The following is a 20,364-nucleotide window of genomic DNA, read 5'->3' on the forward strand; positions in this document are numbered from 1 at the left end:
GGTCGTGAGATGAGTAAAAACAGGTACCCCAGACTACTAGGCTTATTGCCGCTGCTCGGCACGTTGTTGCTGGGAGGCTGCAACATGACCTTGCTCAATCCCACGGGCCAGGTCGGCCTGGAACAGCGAAACCTGATCATCACCGCCACGCTGCTGATGCTGTTGGTCGTGGTGCCGGTCATCGTGATGACCTTCCTGTTCGCCTGGAAATACCGCGCGTCCAACACCAAGGCGACCTACACGCCTAAATGGAACCACTCCACCAAGATCGAGATCGCGGTGTGGACTGTCCCGGTGTTGATCATCATTGCCCTGGGTTACATCACCTACAAGTCGACCCACGAGCTGGACCCGTACCGTCCGATCGAATCCGACGTGAAGCCTGTGACCATCGAAGTGGTCGCGCTGGACTGGAAGTGGCTGTTCATCTACCCGGAACAAGGCATTGCCACGGTCAACAAGATCGTGTTCCCGGCGCACACGCCAATCAACTTCAAGATCACCTCCGACGCCGTGATGAACTCGTTCTTCATCCCGGGCCTGGGTGGCCAGATCTACGCGATGGCGGGCATGCAGACCAGAATGCACCTGATCGCCGACCGCAACGCTGAAATGGACGGCATCTCCGCCAACTACAGCGGTGCCGGTTTCACCGGTATGAAATTCAAAGCGATCGCAACTTCCCAGGAAGATTTCGACGCCTGGGTAAGTGAAGTCAAAAAGGCACCTAAACAGCTTGAACAAGCTGAATACGCAGCCCTTTCCAAGCAGAGCCAGAACAACCCAGTCGAGCTCTACTCCTCGGTGACGCCGAACCTGTTCCAGATCATCGTCGACAAGTACGAAGGCATGAAACCGGGTCCGAAGGTCAAGCACGAGAAGAAAGAGAAAGAAGTGGCCGCTACGGACATGAACTCGCATTCAGCTGCCGGGGCAGAGGAGTAAACGATGTTTGGTAAATTAAGTTGGGAAGCGGTGCCGTTCCACGAGCCGATCGTGATGGTGACCATCGCCATGATCGCGCTCGGTGGTCTGGCACTGTTCGCGGGTATCACTTACTTCAAGAAGTGGACCTATCTGTGGACCGAGTGGCTGACTTCGGTCGACCACAAGAAAATCGGCGTGATGTACATCATCGTCGCCATGGTCATGCTGCTGCGCGGCTTTGCCGACGCCATCATGATGCGTACCCAGTTGGCCATGGCCACCGAGGGTTCGCCTGGCTACCTGCCACCTGAACACTATGACCAGATCTTCACCGCCCACGGTGTGATCATGATCATCTTCATGGCGATGCCATTCTTCACCGGCCTGATGAACCTTGCAGTGCCGCTGCAGATCGGCGCGCGTGACGTTGCCTTCCCGTTCCTGAACTCCCTGAGCTTCTGGCTGCTGGTTTCCGGCGTGGTGCTGATCAACCTGTCCCTGGGCGTCGGCGAATTCGCCAAGACCGGTTGGGTTGCCTATCCGCCGCTGTCGGGTCTGCAGTACAGCCCTGGCGTGGGGATGGATTACTACATCTGGGCGCTACAGCTATCCGGGTTAGGTACGACGCTGACGGGGGTTAACTTCCTCGCTACCGTGCTGAAAATGCGTACCCCTGGCATGAAGCTGATGGACATGCCGATCTTCACCTGGACCTGCACCTGGGCAAACGTCCTGATCGTGGCTTCGTTCCCGATCCTGACCGCTACCCTGGCACTGCTGACCCTCGACCGTTACATGGATTTCCACATTTTCACCAATGAACTTGGTGGCAATCCAATGATGTACGTCAACCTGTTCTGGGCTTGGGGCCACCCTGAGGTTTACATCCTGATCCTGCCGGCCTTCGGCATCTTCTCGGAAGTGATCTCGGCGTTCACCGGCAAGAAACTGTTCGGCCACCACTCGATGATCTACGCTTCGGGCGCGATCTCGGTACTGGGCTTCATGGTTTGGCTGCACCACTTCTTCACCATGGGTTCGGGTGCCAGCGTCAACGCCTTCTTCGGTCTGGCGACGATGCTGATTTCCATCCCGACGGGTGTGAAACTGTTCAACTGGCTGTTCACCATCTACCAGGGTCGTCTGCGTTTCACCAGCCAGGTGCTGTGGACCCTGGGCTTCATGGTGACCTTCGCCATCGGCGGCATGACCGGCGTACTGCTGGCCATCCCGGGTGCTGACTTCGTCCTGCACAACAGCCTGTTCGTGATCGCGCACTTCCACAACGTGATCATCGGCGGCGCGGTATTCGGCTACATCGCAGGTTTCGCGTTCTACTTCCCGAAAGCGTTCGGCTTCAAGCTGCACGAAGGCTGGGGTAAAGCAGCGTTCTGGTTCTGGATCTCGGGCTTCTTCGTCGCGTTCATGCCGCTCTATGCACTGGGCTTCATGGGCATGACCCGTCGTCTGAACGCCACCACCAACCCTGAGTGGGTGCCGTACCTGTACGTCGCCATGTTCGGTGCGGTGATGATCGCCTTCGGTATCGCCTGCCAACTGATCCAGCTGTACGTCAGTGTGCGTGACCGCAACAAGCCAGAGAACATGTGCGAACACGGTGACCCGTGGAATGCCCACACGCTGGAATGGTCGACCTCGTCGCCACCTCCGTTCTACAACTTTGCCGTGCTGCCCAAGGCTGACTGCATCGACCCGTTCACCGAAGCCAAGGAAAACGGCACCGCGTACAAGGCTCCGGCCAAGTACGAGCCGATCCACATGCCAAACAACACCGCTACCGGTGTGGTCATGGGCGCTCTGCTGACCGTGTTCGGTTTCGCGATGATCTGGCACATCTGGTGGCTGGCAATCGCGAGCCTGGTAGGCACTGTCGCCTACTTCGTGATCCACGCTGCACGTGACGACCAGGGCTATATGGTCCCGGTTGAAACGATCGAGCGCATCGAAGCCGAGCAGCACAAGCGTCTGGTAGCGGCAGGGAAAATCCCGGCCACCGCCACCCGTGTTGAAACCTCGTTGGAACAGGCTTAAACCATGTCGAACTTAGTGACCAATGTTGGACACGCCCATGGTGACCATGGGCACGATGACCACCACCACGACTCGGGCGAGATGACCGTATACGGTTTCTGGCTCTACCTGATGACCGACTGCATTCTGTTTGCGTCGATCTTCGCGGTGTACGCGGTACTGGTTAACAACGTAGCGGGTGGCCCGTCGGGCCACGACATCTTCGAACTGCCGTACGTGCTGGGCGAAACCGCTCTGCTGTTGTTCAGTTCGATCACCTACGGCTTCGCCATGCTGGCGTTGTACAAGGGCAACAAGAAGGCGGTGCTGACCTGGCTCGGCATGACCTTCCTGTTGGGCGCAGGCTTTATCGCGATGGAGATCAACGAGTTCCACATCTTGATCGCCGAAGGCTACGGTCCTAGCCGTTCAGGCTTCCTGTCCGCGTTCTTTACCCTGGTCGGTACTCACGGTCTGCACGTGTCCGCCGGTTTGATCTGGATGGCGATCATGATGTATCAGGTGCAGAAAAAGGGCCTGACGTCGACCAACAAGACTCGCCTGAGCTGCCTGAGCCTGTTCTGGCACTTCCTGGACGTGGTCTGGATCTGCGTCTTCACCGTTGTCTATCTGATGGGGACCCTGTAATGGCTAATGCCCACTCCCATGACAGCCATGATGCTGGCCACGGCAGCGTAAAGTCGTACGCCATCGGCTTCATCCTGTCGGTGATCCTGACCGTCATCCCGTTCGGTCTGGTGATGTACCCGAGCCTGCCGAAGGCCACCACGCTGGCAATCGTTCTGCTGTTCGCAGTGATCCAGGTGATCGTTCACCTGTATTACTTCCTGCACCTGGACCGTTCCATCGCTCAGCGTAACAACGTGATCGCTTTCGTCTTTACGGCCATCGTGATCGTGCTGCTGGTTGGCCTGTCGCTGTGGATCATGTTCAGCATCCACACGTACATGATGGCGAAGTGAGGTAGACCCGATGTCGCTCAAGCACTTTATCCAAATCACCAAACCGGGGATCATTTTCGGTAACGTGCTTTCTGTGGCAGGCGGGTTCTTCCTGGCCTCGAAAGGGCATGTCGATCTGGCCGTGTTTCTGGCAGCCATGATCGGCACTTCCCTGGTCGTCGCCTCCGGTTGCGTGTTCAACAACTGCATCGACCGCGACATCGACATCAAGATGGAACGCACCAAGAACCGGGTGCTGGTTCAGGGCCTCATCTCCCTGAAACTGGCCCTGATCTATGCGACCGTCCTGGGTGTTCTCGGCGTTGCGTTGTTGTACAAAGTGGCCAACCCGTTGGCCGCTTTGTTCGCCGTGATCGGCTTCGTGATCTACGTCGGCTTCTACAGCCTGTACCTCAAGCGCAAGTCGGTTCACGGCACGCTGGTGGGCAGTCTGTCGGGCGCCATGCCGCCGGTGATCGGCTATGTCGCAGTCAGCAACACCTTCGACATGGCCGCGCTGACCCTGTTGGTGATGTTCAGTCTGTGGCAGATGCCGCATTCCTACGCCATCGCGATCTTCCGCTTCAACGATTACCTGGCCGCATCGATTCCGGTGCTGCCAGTGAAGCGTGGCATCCAGGTGGCCAAGAAGCACATCCTGATCTACATCCTGGCCTTCCTCGTGGCGACCTTGATGCTGACCTTCAGCGGCTACGCCGGCATGAGCTACCTCGCCGTCGCCGCGGCCATGGGCATGTACTGGTTGTACATGGCCTGGACCGGCTACAAGGCAGTGGATGACACGGTCTGGGCACGCAAGCTGTTCGTGTTCTCGATCTTCACCATTACCGCGTTGAGCGTGATGATGTCCCTGGACTTCAAAGTGCCGACCGAGCTGCTGCTGACGTACGCGCCTTAAGCGTCGGATGCTGTAAAGAAAAGCCCCGCCTTCGAGAGAAGCGCGGGGCTTTTTCATTTACGCGCGGTTGTTGCACGGTGCATCGAGCACCTCCACCCTGTGGGAACGGGCTTGCTCGCGAAAGCGGTGTGTCAGGCGACATTGATGCTGGATGTGACGGCCTCTTCGCGAGCAAGCCCGCTCCCACAGGATCGAAGACAGTCGGTTATTTATGGGGCTTGTCGAGCAAGCGGAAAAACCGTTCGCGCACCTGCACGTGATCACTGTGCGCGACGTTGAAGCGCAGAAACCGATTGCCATCCGCCGCCTTGCTGAGCATGGTCCCCGGCGCCAATACCAGGTCGATTTCCAGGCCCTTCCTGGCCAGGGTTTCGGCATCGTATCCATCCGGCAATCGCGTCCAGATGTATAACCCTTCACCGGGCAGCGAAGACACCGAACACCCGGCTTCGCCCAGCCATGCCGCCACCCGGCTGTTCGACTCATAAAGCCTGTCTACGGTGCGGCGCATGTGCTTGGCGTAGCTGCCGTCGCTGAGCATGGTGCAGATGATCTGCTCGGCCATCTCCGAGGTCATGCCGCCGCAGGCCATTTTCAGGGTGACCATCCGCGCGGCCAGTTGCGGGGACAGCACGGCGAAGCTGACGCGGCTGTTGGCGGTCAGGGTCTTGGAGAAGCCCGAGACGTAGGACACGTTGTCCAGCCCGCTCGCGGCCAGGCGTGGCGTTCGGCGTTGCTGCATGTCGCAGTACAGGTCGTCTTCGAGGATGTGGAAATTGTACCGATGGCTCAGCTCCACCAGGCGGTAGACCTGCGCCGAGGTGAACGAGTGCCCGGTCGGGTTGTGCAGGGCGTTGTTGGTCATGTAGAGCACGGGGCGGTGAGCGATCAGCAGTTGCTCGAACGCCTCCAGGTCCATGCCGTCGCAATCGCGGCGGATGGTGACGACCTTGGCGCCGTGCCAGGCCAGGTTGGTGTGCATCGTGAAGTAGCATGGGTCGTCGAGCAGCACCGTGTCGCCGGGTTTGACCAGCAGGCGCATCAGCATGTCGATGGCCTGGACGGTGTTGGCGGTGGTGATGATCTGTTCCACCGGCGCTTCGACGCCCAGGGTCGCCATCTTGACCCGCAAGGCCTGGCGCAGCGGCAGGTAACCGCTGGCGTTACCGTATTCACCCATGCGCAGCGTGGTGGCGCGAAGTGTACCGCGCACGGCTTTGAGCAATTCGTCAGCAGGCAACCATGAGGATGGCAGGAAACCGGCCCCCGGGCGCAGCGCGCCATTGTCCAGCAGCACCGCGCGGCGCACCACGCTGAGGGTGTCCTGGGGCAGCAGATCGGGGCCGGCGTGGGTCTGCAGGGTGGTGCTGGAACGGTGCACGTAATGCCCCGAACCCTGGCGCGACACCACCAGCCCCTTGGCGCGCAAGCGGTCAAGGGCGTCGACCACCGTGGACTTGCCCACGTGCATCAGGTCGGAGAGTTCGCGAATCGGCGGCAGCCTTGAGCCGTGGGGCAGGCCGCCCTTGGTAATTGCCACCGACAACTGATCGACGATCTGCTGCACCAGCGGTACACCCGGCTGGAACTCGATAGCGGCGATCACTGCTCGCTGAGCCTGCATTTTACTGGTCTCTCTGGCAGTAAAGTTCGTTTGATTCTATACGAACTTGCTCTGACCAAGACAAGCATCTCTTTCTACCATCGCCTTACAGAGTTTCTGGATGGTCGACCTATGCCGGTCGATCGATGCCAGGTTCGTGAGGTGTTGCATGAGTGTCGAAACAACGGTCGTTGCGGCCAAGCCGGTCATCAATCTGCGCTTGTTCACCATCCGGATCATCACCGCCGTGTCACTGTTCGCGGTGCTGGGCAAGGCCAACGTCTGGCTCGATACCGCCACCAACAGCATCCTGGCCCTGGGTTATCGGGCCTTGTTGCTGCTGTTGCCGTTGACGTTGCTGGTGCTCGGTCGCCGCTCCCTGAGCGTTACCCTGCTGTGCGCCGCCCTCGGGCTGGTACTGCTGGCCATCACCAGTAACCAGGGCGTGGTGATGTTTGCCGCGGCGTTGTTTGCCTACGGTATTGCGATTGCAGGTTACCTGATCAAGAGCGAGGCGGCCCAGACCAAGGAGGGCGCCGCCTACAACCGCGTCGCCATGAACATGGGCAGCCTGCTGGCGGGGCTGATCCTGCTGTCGCCGCTGCTGACCCCGACCCTGTTCTTCCTGGGCGCCGCCGGTTTCGTCCTGTTGTGCCTGCCAATCGCCATGGGCGCGACCTTCACTTGCGACCCCGTGGTTGCCCGTCCCGCCAGCCAGGATGGCAGCGGCTGGCGCAACAAGCTGCCGTGGGTCATCGCTGGCGTCATCATGGGCATCAAGCTGTTCGGCGTGTTCTCGATCCTGCCCCAGGCGATCCTGCTGAAAACGGGCGAACTGCCGGCCTGGTACGGCCTGATGCTGATCCTCAACAGCGCCGTGGTGGTCTTTGCGCAAGTGCCGGTGATGAAGCTGATCGAGAGCACCGGACGCTTCAAGGTGCTGACGGTGATCGGAATCATCGTCGGCGGTTTTGCCGTGCTGTCTTCACCTGCCGCGTTCCACGTCGACACCCTGGTCGGCGCGCTGATCTGGGTGGCGCTGCTGTCTATCGCCGAATGCGCTTTCAGCCACCTCGATTATTTCTCGGTCAAGCAGAACAACATGTTCGTCAAGGAAGTGTCCCTGGGCGTCGGCGCAGGGTTGACCGTGTTGATCATGCGGGTCGCGCCACCGCCCTACAACGCCTTGGTGCTGGCTGCCATCGGCGCTGGCGGGATCCTGGTCTGGTACTGGCTCAACCGGCAATCCATTGCGTCGTTGCACGACTGAGTCATCGCTGTTTCGGTTTTCACTTTGCAAGTCGGGGGTTTTATGAATACGACTTCATGCGTAGTAGTGGTGGGGTACAACGGCAGTCGGGTTCACGATATCCAGAAGCTGCGCGATCTGTGCAAGTCGCTGTACAGCGCCAGGCTGATCCTGCTGGTCGAGCAGGTCCAGCCCTATGACGATCAGGTGGCGGATCACGTCTGCAGCACTTCACTGGCCGAACAGGACGTCGCGGCCTCCCTCGAACTGGTGGTGGGGTGCCTGAAGGCCGATCGCTGGAAGCTGATCGGCGTGCTGCCGTTTTCCGACCGTGGCGTGCTGCTCGGCGCGGCGCTGGCCAGTCATTTCGGCTTGCCCGGTATTTCACCTGCCGAGGCTCGGGCGGGGTTGGACAAACAGATTTTCCGCCAGCTCGAAGCGACGGCGACCACGGCCCCTGAAGATTACCGGCCAGTGCATTCCAGCCGTATCGACAGCCTGCCGGAGCTGCGCCAGCGCGTGGTCGAACTGGGCGGCAAGGCGTTCATCAAGCCTGCCTGCGAGGGTGCCAGTCGAGGCTGCCGGGTCATCCGTCACCCGTCCGAATGCGACGATGCGTGGCAAGCGCTCAAGCCCTATCGCGAGGGCGGCATCGTGCTCGAAGAACTGATCCAGAACGCCCGGGAGTACAGCTGGGATCATGTTGCCGGAAGCACCTGGATCACCGAAAAAACCACCACCGAAGGGGCCTACCGCGCTGAGATCCAGCAAGTGGTGCCCGCACCGTTGGTGCCTGAGGTGCAGGCTCGACTAAAGGCTGCCGGCCAGCACATGGCCGGGTTGGTTTCCCAGGACAACGGCGCCTGGCACAACGAAGTATTTTACAGGGCCAACCATCGCACCTCGGCCGTTGAAACCAACATGCGCCCCGGTGGCATGCACATCTGGGACCTGGCACGCCAGGCCTTCGTCGATTTCGACCCATGGGAGCGTTGGGTGCGCTGGGCCGTGGAGGGCCAGGTCGATAGCCGCGAGCCAGTGCCTCGCGGCTACTGCGGCATACGCCTGCTGCGGGCGAGCACGGGCGGCATCCTGCGTGATGTTCCGGACATCCAGGCCCTGGCCCGCTCGCTGGGCATCGAGTTGGTGGAGGCGGTGGTGAGCAAGCGCATCGGCGATTCGGTCAGCGCGCTGGTGAAAGACAACTTCTCGTTCATCGGCCACATCGTGTTGTTCAACGAAGACTATGCACAGCTCAGCCATGACCTGCTGCGCCTGGCCGAGGCCGTTGAGTCGAGCATCGGGATCACCAGCCTGGCGCCGCCTGCACGGATGCTGTGTTGAGTGTCAGGGGACGATGTTTTTTGCAGTATTGATCAAGAGGTTGGGTAAATGATTGAGCACATGAGCTGTGATGAACGCTTCATCGCGCTGGCGAAGGAATTCGACTACGACATCTACGGCGAAAACAGCGTAGGAGGGCATTACGCTCCGCTGATCCGCCACCACGACGAGTTGCATGTCAGCGGCATGGTGCCGCGGGTCAACGGCAAGATCCAATACCCCGGGCGGGTCGGCCTGGACCTCGACATGGCGGATGCCCAAGCGGCCGCCAGCCTCTGCGCGATGCGCGGCCTGGCCTTGATCGTCGATGCCATCGGTTCGTTGGACAAGATCAAGTCGCTGATCAGGGTCTCGGTGTATGTGAAATCCACGGCGGACTTTGTCGACCTCAGCGAAGTGGCCAACGGCGCCTCGGATGTGTTCAGTCATGTGCTCGGCGATGCCGGCAAACATACTCGCACGACGGTCGGTGTTTATCAGTTGCCAAAGAATGCGGCAGTCGAAGTGGACATGATCGTGGCGTTGCGACCTTCTGCGTTATAAGTATGAGTTGTTCGGCTTTACAGCGATTAAATGTTCGCCTAAGGTCGGATGACTCAACTCGGCAGAATAAGTTGGAACCCGAACATGAATGACGTTCAAGGTGCGTTTTTTTCATATAAAGACTTTCGCCAAAGTCTGGTTCAGCAACCGATAAAACCGCGGGTGTGGAAGGATATTGAACTAACGGGTATGCGCAAAAGCCTCGAGGCCAGCGACGTCGATATTGTCGCGCTGGCCCACGACAGCAGCCTCGACGGATGCTCGTTGACCCCCGGAATGGCCGTGTCCATGCAATGGTTGATACCCGGCGCGGAACTCAACGGCCATGACCATGCATGGTGGCACCTGTTCGTCATCCAGAGCGGCAACGGCACCTTGACCCTGGGCGATGCCGAGGCAGTGAGCGTCGGCGCCGGTGACGTGCTGCTGGTGCCGGCCTGGACCCGCCACGGCTTCGTCAACACCGGCGCCGCCGAGCCGCTGGCCATGCTCAACATCAGCAATATGCCCCAAGCGCTGTTGCTCGCCAATTTCAACGACAATGTTGGCCTGATCCCCCGCCAGCTGTAATTCCCCCTCCGTTACCCTCCAGGGAGTCCGCGTTCGCGGGCTCCCTTTTTTCTTTTCTGCCGTGCCCCCCATGTTCCGTGGCAGTTTGCATTTTTCGAATTTCTGTATCGATGCAAACGGATAATTTCTGTATCTGTTCAGCGCCTAAGCAACTTACTACGATCGCCTGGAATGCAACGGATTTATGTGTTTAGTTCAGGGGAAGGTTCTATGGAAAGCAACAGGATTAAACTTTATGTGGGCGCGGATTTTGTCAGCGCGTTTGCGATGTCGGCGTTTGTGGCGCTCAAGGAGAAACAACTTTCATTTGAAGTTGTTACCGTGGATTTGAAGGCACGGGAGAACTATCTAGATAAATACCGTGATATGTCCCTGACCTGCAAGATTCCCGCGTTAGTTCACGCAGGCTTTGCACTGTCGGAATCTTCCGCTATCGCCGAATACCTGGAGGAACTCGCCCCGGGGCATACAAGACTCTTCCCGCAAGACATCCAGCAGCGCGCCAGGGCCCGTCAACTTCAGGCTTGGCTGCGCAGTGATTTGCTGGTCGTGCGCAAGGAACGTCCGTTCGACCTGGTGTACTTCAGCAAAAAACTCGCGCCGCTCTCCGAGGATGCCAGGGCCGCGGTCGAACGCCTGTTCTTCGTCGCCGACCGCTTGCTGGGGGAGGGCGCTGAACACCTCTTCGGCGACTGGAGCATTGCCGACACTGACCTGGCGATCATGCTCAACCGCCTGGTCGCCCAGGGCGATCAAGTCCCGGCGCGGCTCGCGGCCTATGTGCGCCGCCAGTGGGATCGCGACAGCGTCCGCGCATGGATGGACATAGAGCGCATAGCGCCGGCCATCGTGTAGCAATTGTCAGGGCAATCACCAGGAGCGCTGCCATGCAAGGACTGTCGGAGCACGAACGCTACAAACCCTATAACGCCCGGACCATTCGCGACACACCGTATTGGCACAAGCTGACGCCTGCGTTGCAGGAAGCCATGACGGTCGTGGCCCGGGTCATGCCGTTTCGCACCAACGAATACGTGCTGGGCACGCTGATCGACTGGAACAACATCCCGGACGATCCGATTTTCCGCATGACCTTTCCCCACAAGGACATGTTGTTGGCGCAGGAATATGCCTCGCTCAAGCAACTGATCGAAGAGGATGACGCCGCTGCAATCAAGCGGCGGATCGAGGCGATCTGGCTGCGCATGAACCCCCATCCGGCCGGGCAGCTGACGCACAACGGCGTGACCCTCGACGGCAAGGTCCTGCCGGGCATCCAGCACAAGTACCGCGAAACCGTGCTGTTTTTCCCCGGTGCCGGGCAGACCTGTCACGCCTACTGCACCTTCTGTTTTCGCTGGGCGCAGTTCATCGGCGAGGAAGAGCTCAAGTTCAACGCCCGGGAATCCCAAGAGCTGGTCAGCTACCTGAAGGTGCACACCGACGTCACGGATGTGCTGATAACCGGGGGCGACCCGATGATCATGAACACCCGCTCGCTGGCGGGGTACATCGAGCCGCTCCTGGATCTGCCGCACATCCAGAACATCCGCATCGGCACCAAGTCGGTGGCGTATTGGCCGCAACGGTTTGTCACCGACAAGGATGCGCCCGAGCTGCTGGCGCTGTTCCGGCGGATCGTCGCGGCGGGCAAGAACCTCTCGATCATGGGCCACTACAACCACCCGGTGGAGATCCGCCCGGCTATCGCCCGTCAAGCCATCGAGTGCATTCGTTCCACGGGCGCGACCCTGCGCATGCAGGCACCGGTGATCCGCCATATCAACGAAAACCCCGCCGATTGGGCAACCCTCTGGACCGAAGGCGTACGGCTCGGCGCGGTGCCTTATTACATGTTCGTCGAGCGCGACACCGGCCCCAGCCACTACTTTGCGATGCCGCTGGCCCGGGCGTTCGATATTTTCCAGGCGGCGTACCGCACGGTGTCGGGGCTGGCGCGCACGGTGCGCGGGCCGTCCATGAGCACCTTCTACGGCAAGGTATTGATCAACGGCATCGAGACCGTCGCCGGGGAAAAAGTCTTCGTGTTGCAGTTCCTCCAGGCCCGTGACCCGTCGTGGGTACTGCGCACCTTCTATGCGTGCTTCGACCCGCAGGCGACCTGGTTCGATGAGCTGCGCCCGGCCTTCGGCGAGCGGGCTTTTTTCTTTCAGACCGAGGCAGAGCTGTTGCTGGAACCTGCGCCGCAGTTGATACCGGTCCTGCTGCAAACGGCGTAGGACGACGCTTAATTACTGGGGAGACAAGGACATGAGCGGTATCCCGTTTGATCAGCGCGAAGGATGGATCTGGCTCGACGGCGAGTTCGTCGAGTGGTCCCAGGCGCGCCTGCATGTGCTGAGCCACGGCCTGCATTACGCAAGCACCGTGTATGAGGGCGAGCGCGTGTACAACGGCAAGATCTTCAAGCTGCGCGAACACACTGAGCGGCTGTATCGCTCGGCGCAGCTGATGGATTTTGCCATTCCCTTCGAACCCGCCGAGCTGGAAGCGGCGAGCCTTCAATTGCTGCGACGAAACCAGGTGGGCGACGGCTATGTGCGCCCGGTGGCCTGGCGCGGCAGCGAGATGATTTCCACCTCGGCGCGTTTCAATCGCGTGCATGTGGCGATCGCCTGCTGGCAATGGCCGAGCTATTTCGACCCGGCGGCGCGCATGGCCGGCATCCGCTTGAAGACCGCCACCTGGCGCCGGCCGCCGCCGAGCAGCAGCCCCTTCGAAGCCAAGGCGTCGGGGCATTACCAGATCGCTACCTTGAGCAAGCATGACGCGGAAAACAACGGCTATCACGATGCCTTGATGCTCGACTGGCGCGGCCACGTTGCCGAAGCCACCAGCGCCAACGTGTTCTTCGCCAAGGGGCGGACCTTGCACACGCCAGTGCCGGATTGCTTCCTCGACGGCATCACCCGCCAGACCGTCATCGAGCTGGCCCGGGCGCTGGATTACCAAGTCATCGAGCGCACCATCCTGCCCACGGAACTGGGCGATTTCGACGAGTGTTTTCTCACCGGCACCGCCGCCGAAATCACCCCGGTACAAAGCATCGATGAACAGTGCTACCGACCGGGCAACGCCTGCAGTGAATTGATCGCCGCCTACACCTCAACCGTCAACGCCTGATAAACCGCCAGGAAACTCACCATGTCAGACCAAGGGATTGTTGCGTCCACACCTTATGTTTCGCTGGGCCATCGCCATGAAGAATTGTTCCGTCGTGGCTGGACGGTGCTGACCCCGGGGGAATTTGCCCACGATGTCACAGGCACACTGCACGAATTCGGCCCGGTCATTCCGCAGTTCAATGGCCAGGTGGCGTTCGCCATCACCCGCAAGCCGGGCTACGAGGACTTGCCGTACTCTCAGAGCATGAACGGCATCGGCCCGCACACCGAAGCGCCGGTGTACGGCCCGCCGCCGCGTTACCTGGCGCTGCATTGCCATCAACAGGCGACTTGCGGTGGCGGGCATACGGGGCTGGTGGACGGCTATGAGTTCTTGAAGTCGCTGGAGCGAACCGAGCCGGAACTGCGCGAGTGGCTCGATGACACGCCGGTGGAGTTCGTCGCCACCGCCAAGCCCGGCGAGCCTGCGCAAACCCGGGTCAGGGAATACATCCTGACACCCACCGAGGACGGCGATATTTTCCGCTTCAGCTACAACCAGTTTCACTACGGTGATGTGAACCCGTCGAAGGAAGCCTTGCAGCAATCGCAAGTGGCCAACAGCACCGCGCCGCTGGCAAGATTTGCCGCGCTGGGTGAGGCGTACTTTCTCGAACACAACGTCCCGGTGCTGATTCCCGACGGGTGCCTGCTGATTTGGGACAACTGGCGGATGATTCATGCCCGCAGTCGATACACTGACCCGGCGCGCAACCTGACCCGCTATTGGCTGGCCTGATTTTTCCGTCGCCCTTCTTTTTTCCGCGTACCCCAAGGGGGTACGCGTTCTACAGGTATCGCGTCATGCAAACAGCAATCGAGATCGCCCAGGTCGATCACCAACTGATCGTGCGGCTCAATCAGGCCTGGACCAAACGCGCCGGGGTGTGTTCGCCGGACAAGGCCCAGGTCAATGAAGTGTTCGACCCGGCACGCCCGGATTATCCGCAGGGCATGGTGCCGTTTTTCCACCACCCGAAGTTCCAGGTTTTGAGCGACGAGCTCAAGAACAAAGTGGTGACCTGGGGCTGGATCGGCTACAACCTGCGCACCGTCACCGCCGAGGAGCACGTGGTGAACCCGGCGCTGAGCGTCATCGCCAATCAGTACCTGGGCAAGGACGACTGGCATTTTCGCGAGGCGATGCAGCAGACCCTGATCGACGAGCACTACCACACGCTCATGCACCTGCGGGCCATCGAGCGGACCAAGCTGGACCGCGCCCTCGACCAGGACCTGGATCTGCCGCCCTCAGTAACTTACCTGCGCCTCAAGGCCCTGCGTGAGGAACTGCCGGAGCAATGGCAGCGGGACCTGGCGGCGATCACCTTCGCGGTGGTGGCCGAGATCAGCGTCAATGCCTACCTCGACCTGTTGGCGGACGACCCGACCATCCAGCCGCAAAACCGCCGCGTGGCCGAACTGCACAATCGCGACGAGTACGCCCACAGCAAAGTGCTGGCCGAAGTGGCCAAGGTCATGTACGCCAACATGCAGCCCGAGCAGCGGATATTTTTTGCCCGCAACCTGTCGGTGGCCCTGAGTGCCTTCATCGCACAGGACTACTCGATGTGGGAGGCGATCCTCACGCAGCTCGGGGTCGAGGAGGCCGGTTCGATCATTGCCGACACCCGCGAGAGCAACAAAAACGCGACGATCATGCGTGACTACAGTGGCCTGCATAAGCTGGCGCAGGACCTGGGCATCAGCGAGCAGATCGACTTCGATTTCCGCCCGACCCTCAAAGCCACCGCAGCCGCCTGAACCCGGAGGTGACCATGTCCATTCCCCTGTACGAAGTGTTCGCCATCCGCGTCGGCGCCAACGCGCAGCGCACCGCTCGGGAGAACTTTCTCTACGATGCGTGCTGCGGCGATCCGAACGCGCCGATGCCACTGGATTACTACTTCTGGGTGATTCGCAACGAGCACCAGGTGATCGTGGTCGACACCTGTTTTCAACCGGCCACGGCACAGCGGCGCAACCGTGAAATGTATCGCCTGCCGGAAGATTCCCTGCGGCAGCTGGACATCGACCCGGCGCAGGTCGAGCACCTGATCCTCACGCACCTGCACTGGGATCATGCCGGCAACCTTGGGTTGTTTCCCAAGGCCACGGTGCATGTGCAGGAAGCGGAGCTGCGCTTCTGCACCGGGCCGAAGATGGCCCATCACATTGTGAACAAGACCTACGAGGTCGAGGATGTGATGTCGGCGCTGCCGCCGTTGTTCGAGGGGCGCATGCGTTTGCACAACGGCACGGTCGAGGTGCTGCCGGGCGTGACACTGCACGCGGTGGGTGGGCACACGCCGGGCAGCCAGGTGGTGCGGGTGCACACCGAACGGGGCTGGATCGTCCTGGCCTCGGACGCGGCGCACCTGTGGATAAATATTCGCCAGCGCAGCCCGTTTCCGATCATCGACGACCTGGCGCAAAGCCTGGAAGCCTTCAGCGAGATCAATCGCCTGGCCGACAGCGAAGACCACGTCATCCCCGGCCACGACCCGCTGATCGCCGAGCATTTCCCGCATTGGAATGATGACCCGCATATCATCTGCCTGCACCAAAATCCCCTATAACCCGAACCCCTTGTAGGCGCTGTGTCAGGCACCTCGATGCTGGATGTGCTGACACACCGCAAACCTGTAGGAGCTGGCTTGCCAGCGAAGGCGGTGTGTCAGGCGCCCCGATGCTGGATGTGCTGACGCTTTCGCTGGCAAGCCAGCTCCTACAGGGGGTGTTTTCATCCCTGGTTTTTGAGGAGCCGCGCCAGGGTTTGCAACGCCTCATCGATCCTCGGTGAATACGGCGCTCCGCAGCCTATGCGCATGAAGTGATGGAAACGCCGGGTGTTGGAAAAGATATCCCCAGGTGAAATCTGGATGCCGACGTTCAACGCGTCATGAAACAGCGCCATGGACGAATGCTGCGCCGGCAACTCCACCCACAGCAAAGTCCCGCCCCGGGGGTTGGTCACCTGGGTACCCTCAGGAAAGTGGCGCATGATCGCTGCACTCATTTGCTGGCGCTGCTGGGTCAGGGTGTTTCTCAAGCGCCGCAGGTAGCGTTCATAGGACGGCGTGCCCATGAACACGCTGACCGCCAGTTGCGACAGCTTCTCGCAGCCACGGGTCTGGGTGTGCTTGAGCATTTCCACGCGGTCGTGCCATTTTCCGGCGCTGATCCAGCCCAGGCGCAGGCCCGGGGCCAGGGTTTTGTTCAGCGAAGCGCAATAGATCACGCTGTCGGTGCGGTCCCAGTGCTTGAGGGTGGACAGCGGTTGCTCGGTGTCCACCAGGTCGCCGTAGGTGTCGTCCTCGATCAGCACCGTATCGTGCTCGGCGCAGAGTTTCACCAGCCGGGCCTTGTGGCTGTCGGGCATGATGCTACCCAGCGGATTGTGCAGGTTGGGCATGACGATCAGCGCCTTGATGGGCTCCGGCCCGTGCAGTAGCTGTTCAAGGGCCGGGAGATGGATTCCCGCGCGGGCCGAGGCCGGGACTTCCAGCACCCGCAAGTTCAAACTTTCGAGAATTTGCAGCAGGCCGTAGAAAGTCGGCGACTCAACGGCCACGGTATCGCCGGGGCGGGTCACGGCGCGCAAGGCCAGGTTGATCGCTTCGGTGGCGCCGTGGGTGATCACGATGCGTTCGGCGCTCAGGTGGGTCTTGGCGGTCAGCATCCGCCGGGCCAGGACATTGCGCAGGACACTGTGGCCGCTGGTCGCACTGGTGGTATCGAACAGATGCGGGTCCTGGCGCAGCGCCTTGATCATGTTGTCCTGCAGGACTTTCAGCGGATAGAGCGGCGGGGCGCAGTAGGCACTGGCGAAGTTGACCTTGACCGTCGCGCGCTGACTGGCCTTGAGCACCGCTGACACTTGCTCATGGATGCCGACATAGACGCCCGTATCCAGCGGCGGGGGCAGGGCGATCGGTAGGGGTTTGGTTGGCGTGTCGGGCTGGCGGATGTAATTGCCCGAGCGCGGTCGGGCTTCCAGCACACCGTAGTCCTCGAGCTCGCGGCAGACCTGCACGGCGGTGGACAGGCTGACGGCGTGTTTTTCCATCATCAGGCGGATCGATGGCAGGCGCTCGCCAGTCTTCAGGGTGCCGCTGCGGATTGCGTCCAGGTAGTGGTTGGCCAACTGACGGTACAGGGGAAGCGTGTTCATGATGACCTCAGCAGTCGCACCACTGAGGTCTTGGGCTGGAAAGTGAGTTGACGCTCCCCGCAGGCGGACCCGTGGTGCAGATGGGTGAAGGGAAGTGTTTGTCTGGCCTTGATACTGGAACACTAAACGCGGTTTTGCTGGAATCGCGGGCAATAAAAAGCCCCGCACGTAGGCGGGGCTCCGGGGAAGCGCTGGCGGGTATTACTGGGCGGCGATGCTATAGCCGTCGAAGGCGGTCTGCTGTTGCAGGGCGGTGATGATGTTCTTGCGGTTGACTGCTTGTTCGGCGCCCTGGTTGTCCAGGAACGTCTCGCTTTGCAGCTCGGCCTCGTCGCCGTCGCCGACGAAGGTGAAACCGAGGAACTCCAGGGCTTCACGGTCCACGTTCAGGCGCGAGCGCGGGGTGCGCATCGGCAAGGTGACGCTGATGCCGTCCTTGCTGATGGTGAACACTTCGACTTCTTTCTTCGCCTTGGCGGCCTTGCTCTTGCCGCCGCTTGGGTTGCTGATGGCCTGGTGGGTCTGGTTCAGCACCTTCAGGGCCAGGCCGTAGACGATTTCCTGGAACGCTGGATCATCCTTGAAGCTGGACAGGATGCGGCTGATCGGGAACTTGCTGCTCAAGTCTTCGAGGGCGGCGATATCGGCGGCCTCGGCGTCCTTGAGTTGCTTGAGCTGGCCCATCAGTTCGTAGGCCTTGTCGTCGTCGAAGCTGTCGTGAGCCTGGCGGATCGCGGCGCGCAGCTCGCGGATCTGCTCGCTTTCGCGGGTGGACTGGAAGGCGTCGAGGACCATCTCGCTGATGGTCTTGGCCTGGGGTACGTGCTGTGAAAGATTGATGGAGTTTTCGTATTCCGCTTTGGACGACAGGGTGACTACGGATTCAGCGGTGTTGGAATCTGACATTGAAATTTCACTACTTCGTTGAACTTGAATAGGGGCGAAAAAACCCGGGGGCTTTTTCAGGCCGCCTAATCTATTGGACCGGGGCAGCATTGTCACGGCCGAACAGGCCAACGGACAAAATCATAACCCATACCCCTTGCAGGAGCTGGCTTGCCAGCGAAGGCGTCCTTGAACATTGCGCCTGTCTTGCAGACGCCTTCGCCGGCAAGCCGGCTCCTACAGGTCCGGCGTGTTTACGGATGCAGCAGTTTCTGTGCGCGTTTGTCCGCCAGGTGCTGAACCACCAGCCGCCCGATCAACACCAGCAAGGTCAGGCTGATCAGCAACACCGAAATCGCCGCGACACTCGGGTCGACGTTATCGCGCAAGCCGCTCCAGATGCGTTTGGGCAGGGTGTCGACGTTGACGCTGGTGATGAACAGCGTCACCGCCACTTCTTCCCACGACAGGGCGAAGCCCAGCAGGGCGGTGGAGGCCAGGCCCAGTTTCAGGTTCGGCAGGATCACCATGAAGGTGGTTTGCATCAGGCTGGCGCCGAGGTTGCGCGAGGCCAGTTCGATGCGGCGGTCGATCTGGCTGAGGGCAACCAGCATGGTCACCACGCCGTACGGCACCACCATGATCACGTGGGCGATCACCACCCCGGTCAGGGTGTCGTAGCCCATGCCGGGGGCGAAGCGACCCAGTTTGGTTTCCATGAAGTACAGCACCAGCGCGGAAATCACCGGTGGGATCGCCATCGGCAACAGCACCAGGCCGATCAGCGCCGTGGCCCATTTGTTGCGCATGTACCAGATGCCGAGGCTGAAACTGGCCGCCAGCAAGGTGGCGATGATGCTCGTGGCGAAGGCGATGGCCAGGCTCTGGCTGATCGCATGGAACCAGTCAGGGTTGCTCACCAGCGCCTCGTAGTGACGCAGCGACCAGTTGCCTTCGGGCATCGACAAAAAGCGCTTGCTGGTGAACGACACGGGGATGACCGTCAGCAGCGGGAACAGCATGAAGGCCATGGCAACCACGGCCAGCAGGCGGGTACTCAGGCTTGTGCGATGGGTATTCATAGTGATCTCAGCCTACCAGTCGGTTCACGCGGGTCATTTTCAACAGCACCCAGATCAGCGCGCTGACCAGGGCCAGCAATACCACGCTGAGTGCCGCACCCAGGCCCCAGTTGCTGGTCTGGAACATTTGCAGGAACACGTACTCGGCGATCATCACCGTTTGCCCGCCACCCAACAGTACCGGGGTGATGAAAAAGCCCAGGCAGAACACGAAGACCATGATGAAAGCGCCCAGGATGCCCGGCAGGGTCTGCGGCAGCAGCACTTGCCAGAAGGTGCGCAAGGCACCGGCACCCAGGCCGCGCGAGGCCATGAGCACGCGCTGGTCCAGCTGGCGCATGGTCGACAGCAATGGGAACACCGCGTACGGGATCATCACGTGGAGCATGCCGATGACCACGCCGATTTCATTGCGGCTCAGTTGCAGCGGTTGATCGATCAGGCCCATGCCCATCAGGCCGTTATTGAGCACGCCATTGCTGCGCAGGGCGATCAACCAGCCGAAGGCCCGCACCAGCACGGAAATCCAGAACGGGATGAAGATGCAGATTTCCACCACCCGCTGCCAGAACGGCGGGCTGAACACCCAGCAGTACGCCAGCAGGTAACCCAGCACCAACGCCAGGCAACTGACCGTCATGCACAGGCGCAAGGTGCGCCAGAGCATCTCGTGGATCGCCGGGTCCGTGGCGATGCGCTGGTACTGCTCGATGCCAGGTGTCGGCAGCGAAAAGCTCCAGCCGACCACGCCAAGAAACGGCAACACGTAGAAGACCAGCAACAGTATCGGCAGCGGAAACAGCAGCAAGCCACGCTCCAGGCCGGGCGAGCTGAAGCGCGGCTTGGGGGCGGTCAGGGTGGAAGTCAGGGTCGTAGTCATGGTCGATGGC

Annotated in this window: 20 protein-coding genes; 15 read left to right on the forward strand and 5 right to left on the reverse strand. The window is 60.7% G+C overall.

The features are described 5' to 3' along the window. The first annotated feature begins 9 nt into the window (after positions 1–9). Genes cyoA through cyoE form a run of 5 tightly spaced genes read left to right on the forward strand, consistent with a single transcriptional unit; the run spans position 10 to position 4,839 of the window. Positions 10–945, forward strand: a complete 936-nt coding sequence (gene cyoA / locus BKX96_RS01275; protein ID WP_046820452.1) for a ubiquinol oxidase subunit II — start codon at positions 10–12, stop codon at positions 943–945. Positions 946–948: 3 nt separating this feature from the next. Then, positions 949–2,979, forward strand: a complete 2,031-nt coding sequence (gene cyoB / locus BKX96_RS01280) for a cytochrome o ubiquinol oxidase subunit I (protein ID WP_077182475.1) — start codon at positions 949–951, stop codon at positions 2,977–2,979. A 3-nt stretch (positions 2,980–2,982) separates the two neighbouring features. Next, on the forward strand, positions 2,983–3,606 hold the full coding sequence (locus tag BKX96_RS01285) for a cytochrome o ubiquinol oxidase subunit III (protein ID WP_046820450.1): 624 nt from the start codon (positions 2,983–2,985) through the stop codon (positions 3,604–3,606). After that, positions 3,606–3,941 (forward strand): cytochrome o ubiquinol oxidase subunit IV, encoded by a 336-nt coding sequence (gene cyoD / locus BKX96_RS01290; RefSeq protein ID WP_007916940.1) that lies wholly within the window; start codon positions 3,606–3,608, stop codon positions 3,939–3,941. The genes BKX96_RS01285 and cyoD overlap by 1 nt, the downstream gene beginning before the upstream one ends. 10 nt (positions 3,942–3,951) lie before the next feature. Beyond that, positions 3,952–4,839: a heme o synthase gene (gene cyoE / locus BKX96_RS01295; RefSeq protein ID WP_020796846.1), complete on the forward strand. Its 888-nt coding sequence runs from the start codon at positions 3,952–3,954 to the stop codon at positions 4,837–4,839. Between the two features lie 205 nt (positions 4,840–5,044). Here the strand turns inward: cyoE and BKX96_RS01305 are convergent, their stop codons facing one another. After that, the gene (locus BKX96_RS01305) at positions 5,045–6,463 is read right to left on the reverse strand and encodes an aminotransferase-like domain-containing protein (protein ID WP_046820449.1); all 1,419 of its coding nucleotides are present in this window, start codon (positions 6,461–6,463) and stop codon (positions 5,045–5,047) included. A gap of 148 nt (positions 6,464–6,611) precedes the next feature. On the opposite strand from BKX96_RS01305, the gene BKX96_RS01310 reads away from it, so the two are divergent. The 10 genes from BKX96_RS01310 (at position 6,612) to BKX96_RS01355 (ending at position 15,912) form a co-directional block, all read left to right on the forward strand. Continuing rightward, entirely contained in the window at positions 6,612–7,712 is a 1,101-nt protein-coding gene (locus BKX96_RS01310; RefSeq protein WP_046820448.1) for an MFS transporter, read from the forward strand. Between the two features lie 42 nt (positions 7,713–7,754). Next, the gene (locus BKX96_RS01315) at positions 7,755–9,035 is read left to right on the forward strand and encodes an ATP-grasp domain-containing protein (RefSeq protein ID WP_077182477.1); all 1,281 of its coding nucleotides are present in this window, start codon (positions 7,755–7,757) and stop codon (positions 9,033–9,035) included. Positions 9,036–9,083: 48 nt separating this feature from the next. Next, positions 9,084–9,578 (forward strand): RidA family protein, encoded by a 495-nt coding sequence (locus tag BKX96_RS01320; RefSeq protein WP_046820446.1) that lies wholly within the window; start codon positions 9,084–9,086, stop codon positions 9,576–9,578. A gap of 84 nt (positions 9,579–9,662) precedes the next feature. Next, positions 9,663–10,148: a cupin domain-containing protein gene (locus BKX96_RS01325; protein ID WP_046820445.1), complete on the forward strand. Its 486-nt coding sequence runs from the start codon at positions 9,663–9,665 to the stop codon at positions 10,146–10,148. 210 nt (positions 10,149–10,358) lie between these two features. Next, positions 10,359–11,003 (forward strand): glutathione transferase, encoded by a 645-nt coding sequence (gene yfcF / locus BKX96_RS01330; protein WP_046820444.1) that lies wholly within the window; start codon positions 10,359–10,361, stop codon positions 11,001–11,003. Between the two features lie 32 nt (positions 11,004–11,035). Continuing rightward, complete coding sequence (locus BKX96_RS01335; protein WP_046820443.1) at positions 11,036–12,388, forward strand: KamA family radical SAM protein; 1,353 nt, start codon at positions 11,036–11,038, stop codon at positions 12,386–12,388. 31 nt (positions 12,389–12,419) lie between these two features. Continuing rightward, positions 12,420–13,292, forward strand: coding sequence for a branched-chain amino acid aminotransferase (locus tag BKX96_RS01340; RefSeq protein ID WP_046820442.1), 873 nt, complete (start codon positions 12,420–12,422; stop codon positions 13,290–13,292). Positions 13,293–13,313: 21 nt separating this feature from the next. After that, complete coding sequence (locus tag BKX96_RS01345) at positions 13,314–14,072, forward strand: TauD/TfdA family dioxygenase (protein ID WP_046820441.1); 759 nt, start codon at positions 13,314–13,316, stop codon at positions 14,070–14,072. Between the two features lie 65 nt (positions 14,073–14,137). Then, entirely contained in the window at positions 14,138–15,097 is a 960-nt protein-coding gene (locus tag BKX96_RS01350) for a diiron oxygenase (protein WP_077182478.1), read from the forward strand. A gap of 14 nt (positions 15,098–15,111) precedes the next feature. Next, positions 15,112–15,912: an N-acyl homoserine lactonase family protein gene (locus tag BKX96_RS01355; protein WP_077182479.1), complete on the forward strand. Its 801-nt coding sequence runs from the start codon at positions 15,112–15,114 to the stop codon at positions 15,910–15,912. A gap of 164 nt (positions 15,913–16,076) precedes the next feature. Here BKX96_RS01355 and BKX96_RS01360 read toward each other — a convergent pair whose 3' ends face one another. From BKX96_RS01360 to BKX96_RS01375, 4 genes are all read right to left on the reverse strand, one after another. Continuing rightward, positions 16,077–17,507: an aminotransferase-like domain-containing protein gene (locus BKX96_RS01360; protein ID WP_077182480.1), complete on the reverse strand. Its 1,431-nt coding sequence runs from the start codon at positions 17,505–17,507 to the stop codon at positions 16,077–16,079. Positions 17,508–17,708: 201 nt separating this feature from the next. Beyond that, positions 17,709–18,413, reverse strand: a complete 705-nt coding sequence (locus BKX96_RS01365; protein WP_077182481.1) for a hypothetical protein — start codon at positions 18,411–18,413, stop codon at positions 17,709–17,711. Positions 18,414–18,646: 233 nt separating this feature from the next. Further along, positions 18,647–19,474 (reverse strand): ABC transporter permease, encoded by an 828-nt coding sequence (locus BKX96_RS01370; RefSeq protein ID WP_077182482.1) that lies wholly within the window; start codon positions 19,472–19,474, stop codon positions 18,647–18,649. A gap of 7 nt (positions 19,475–19,481) precedes the next feature. Further along, on the reverse strand, positions 19,482–20,354 hold the full coding sequence (locus tag BKX96_RS01375) for an ABC transporter permease (protein ID WP_046820435.1): 873 nt from the start codon (positions 20,352–20,354) through the stop codon (positions 19,482–19,484). Positions 20,355–20,364: the final 10 nt, after the last annotated feature.

This window comes from Pseudomonas putida, from assembly GCF_001976065.1.
GTDB classification, from domain to species: domain Bacteria; phylum Pseudomonadota; class Gammaproteobacteria; order Pseudomonadales; family Pseudomonadaceae; genus Aquipseudomonas; species Aquipseudomonas serbica.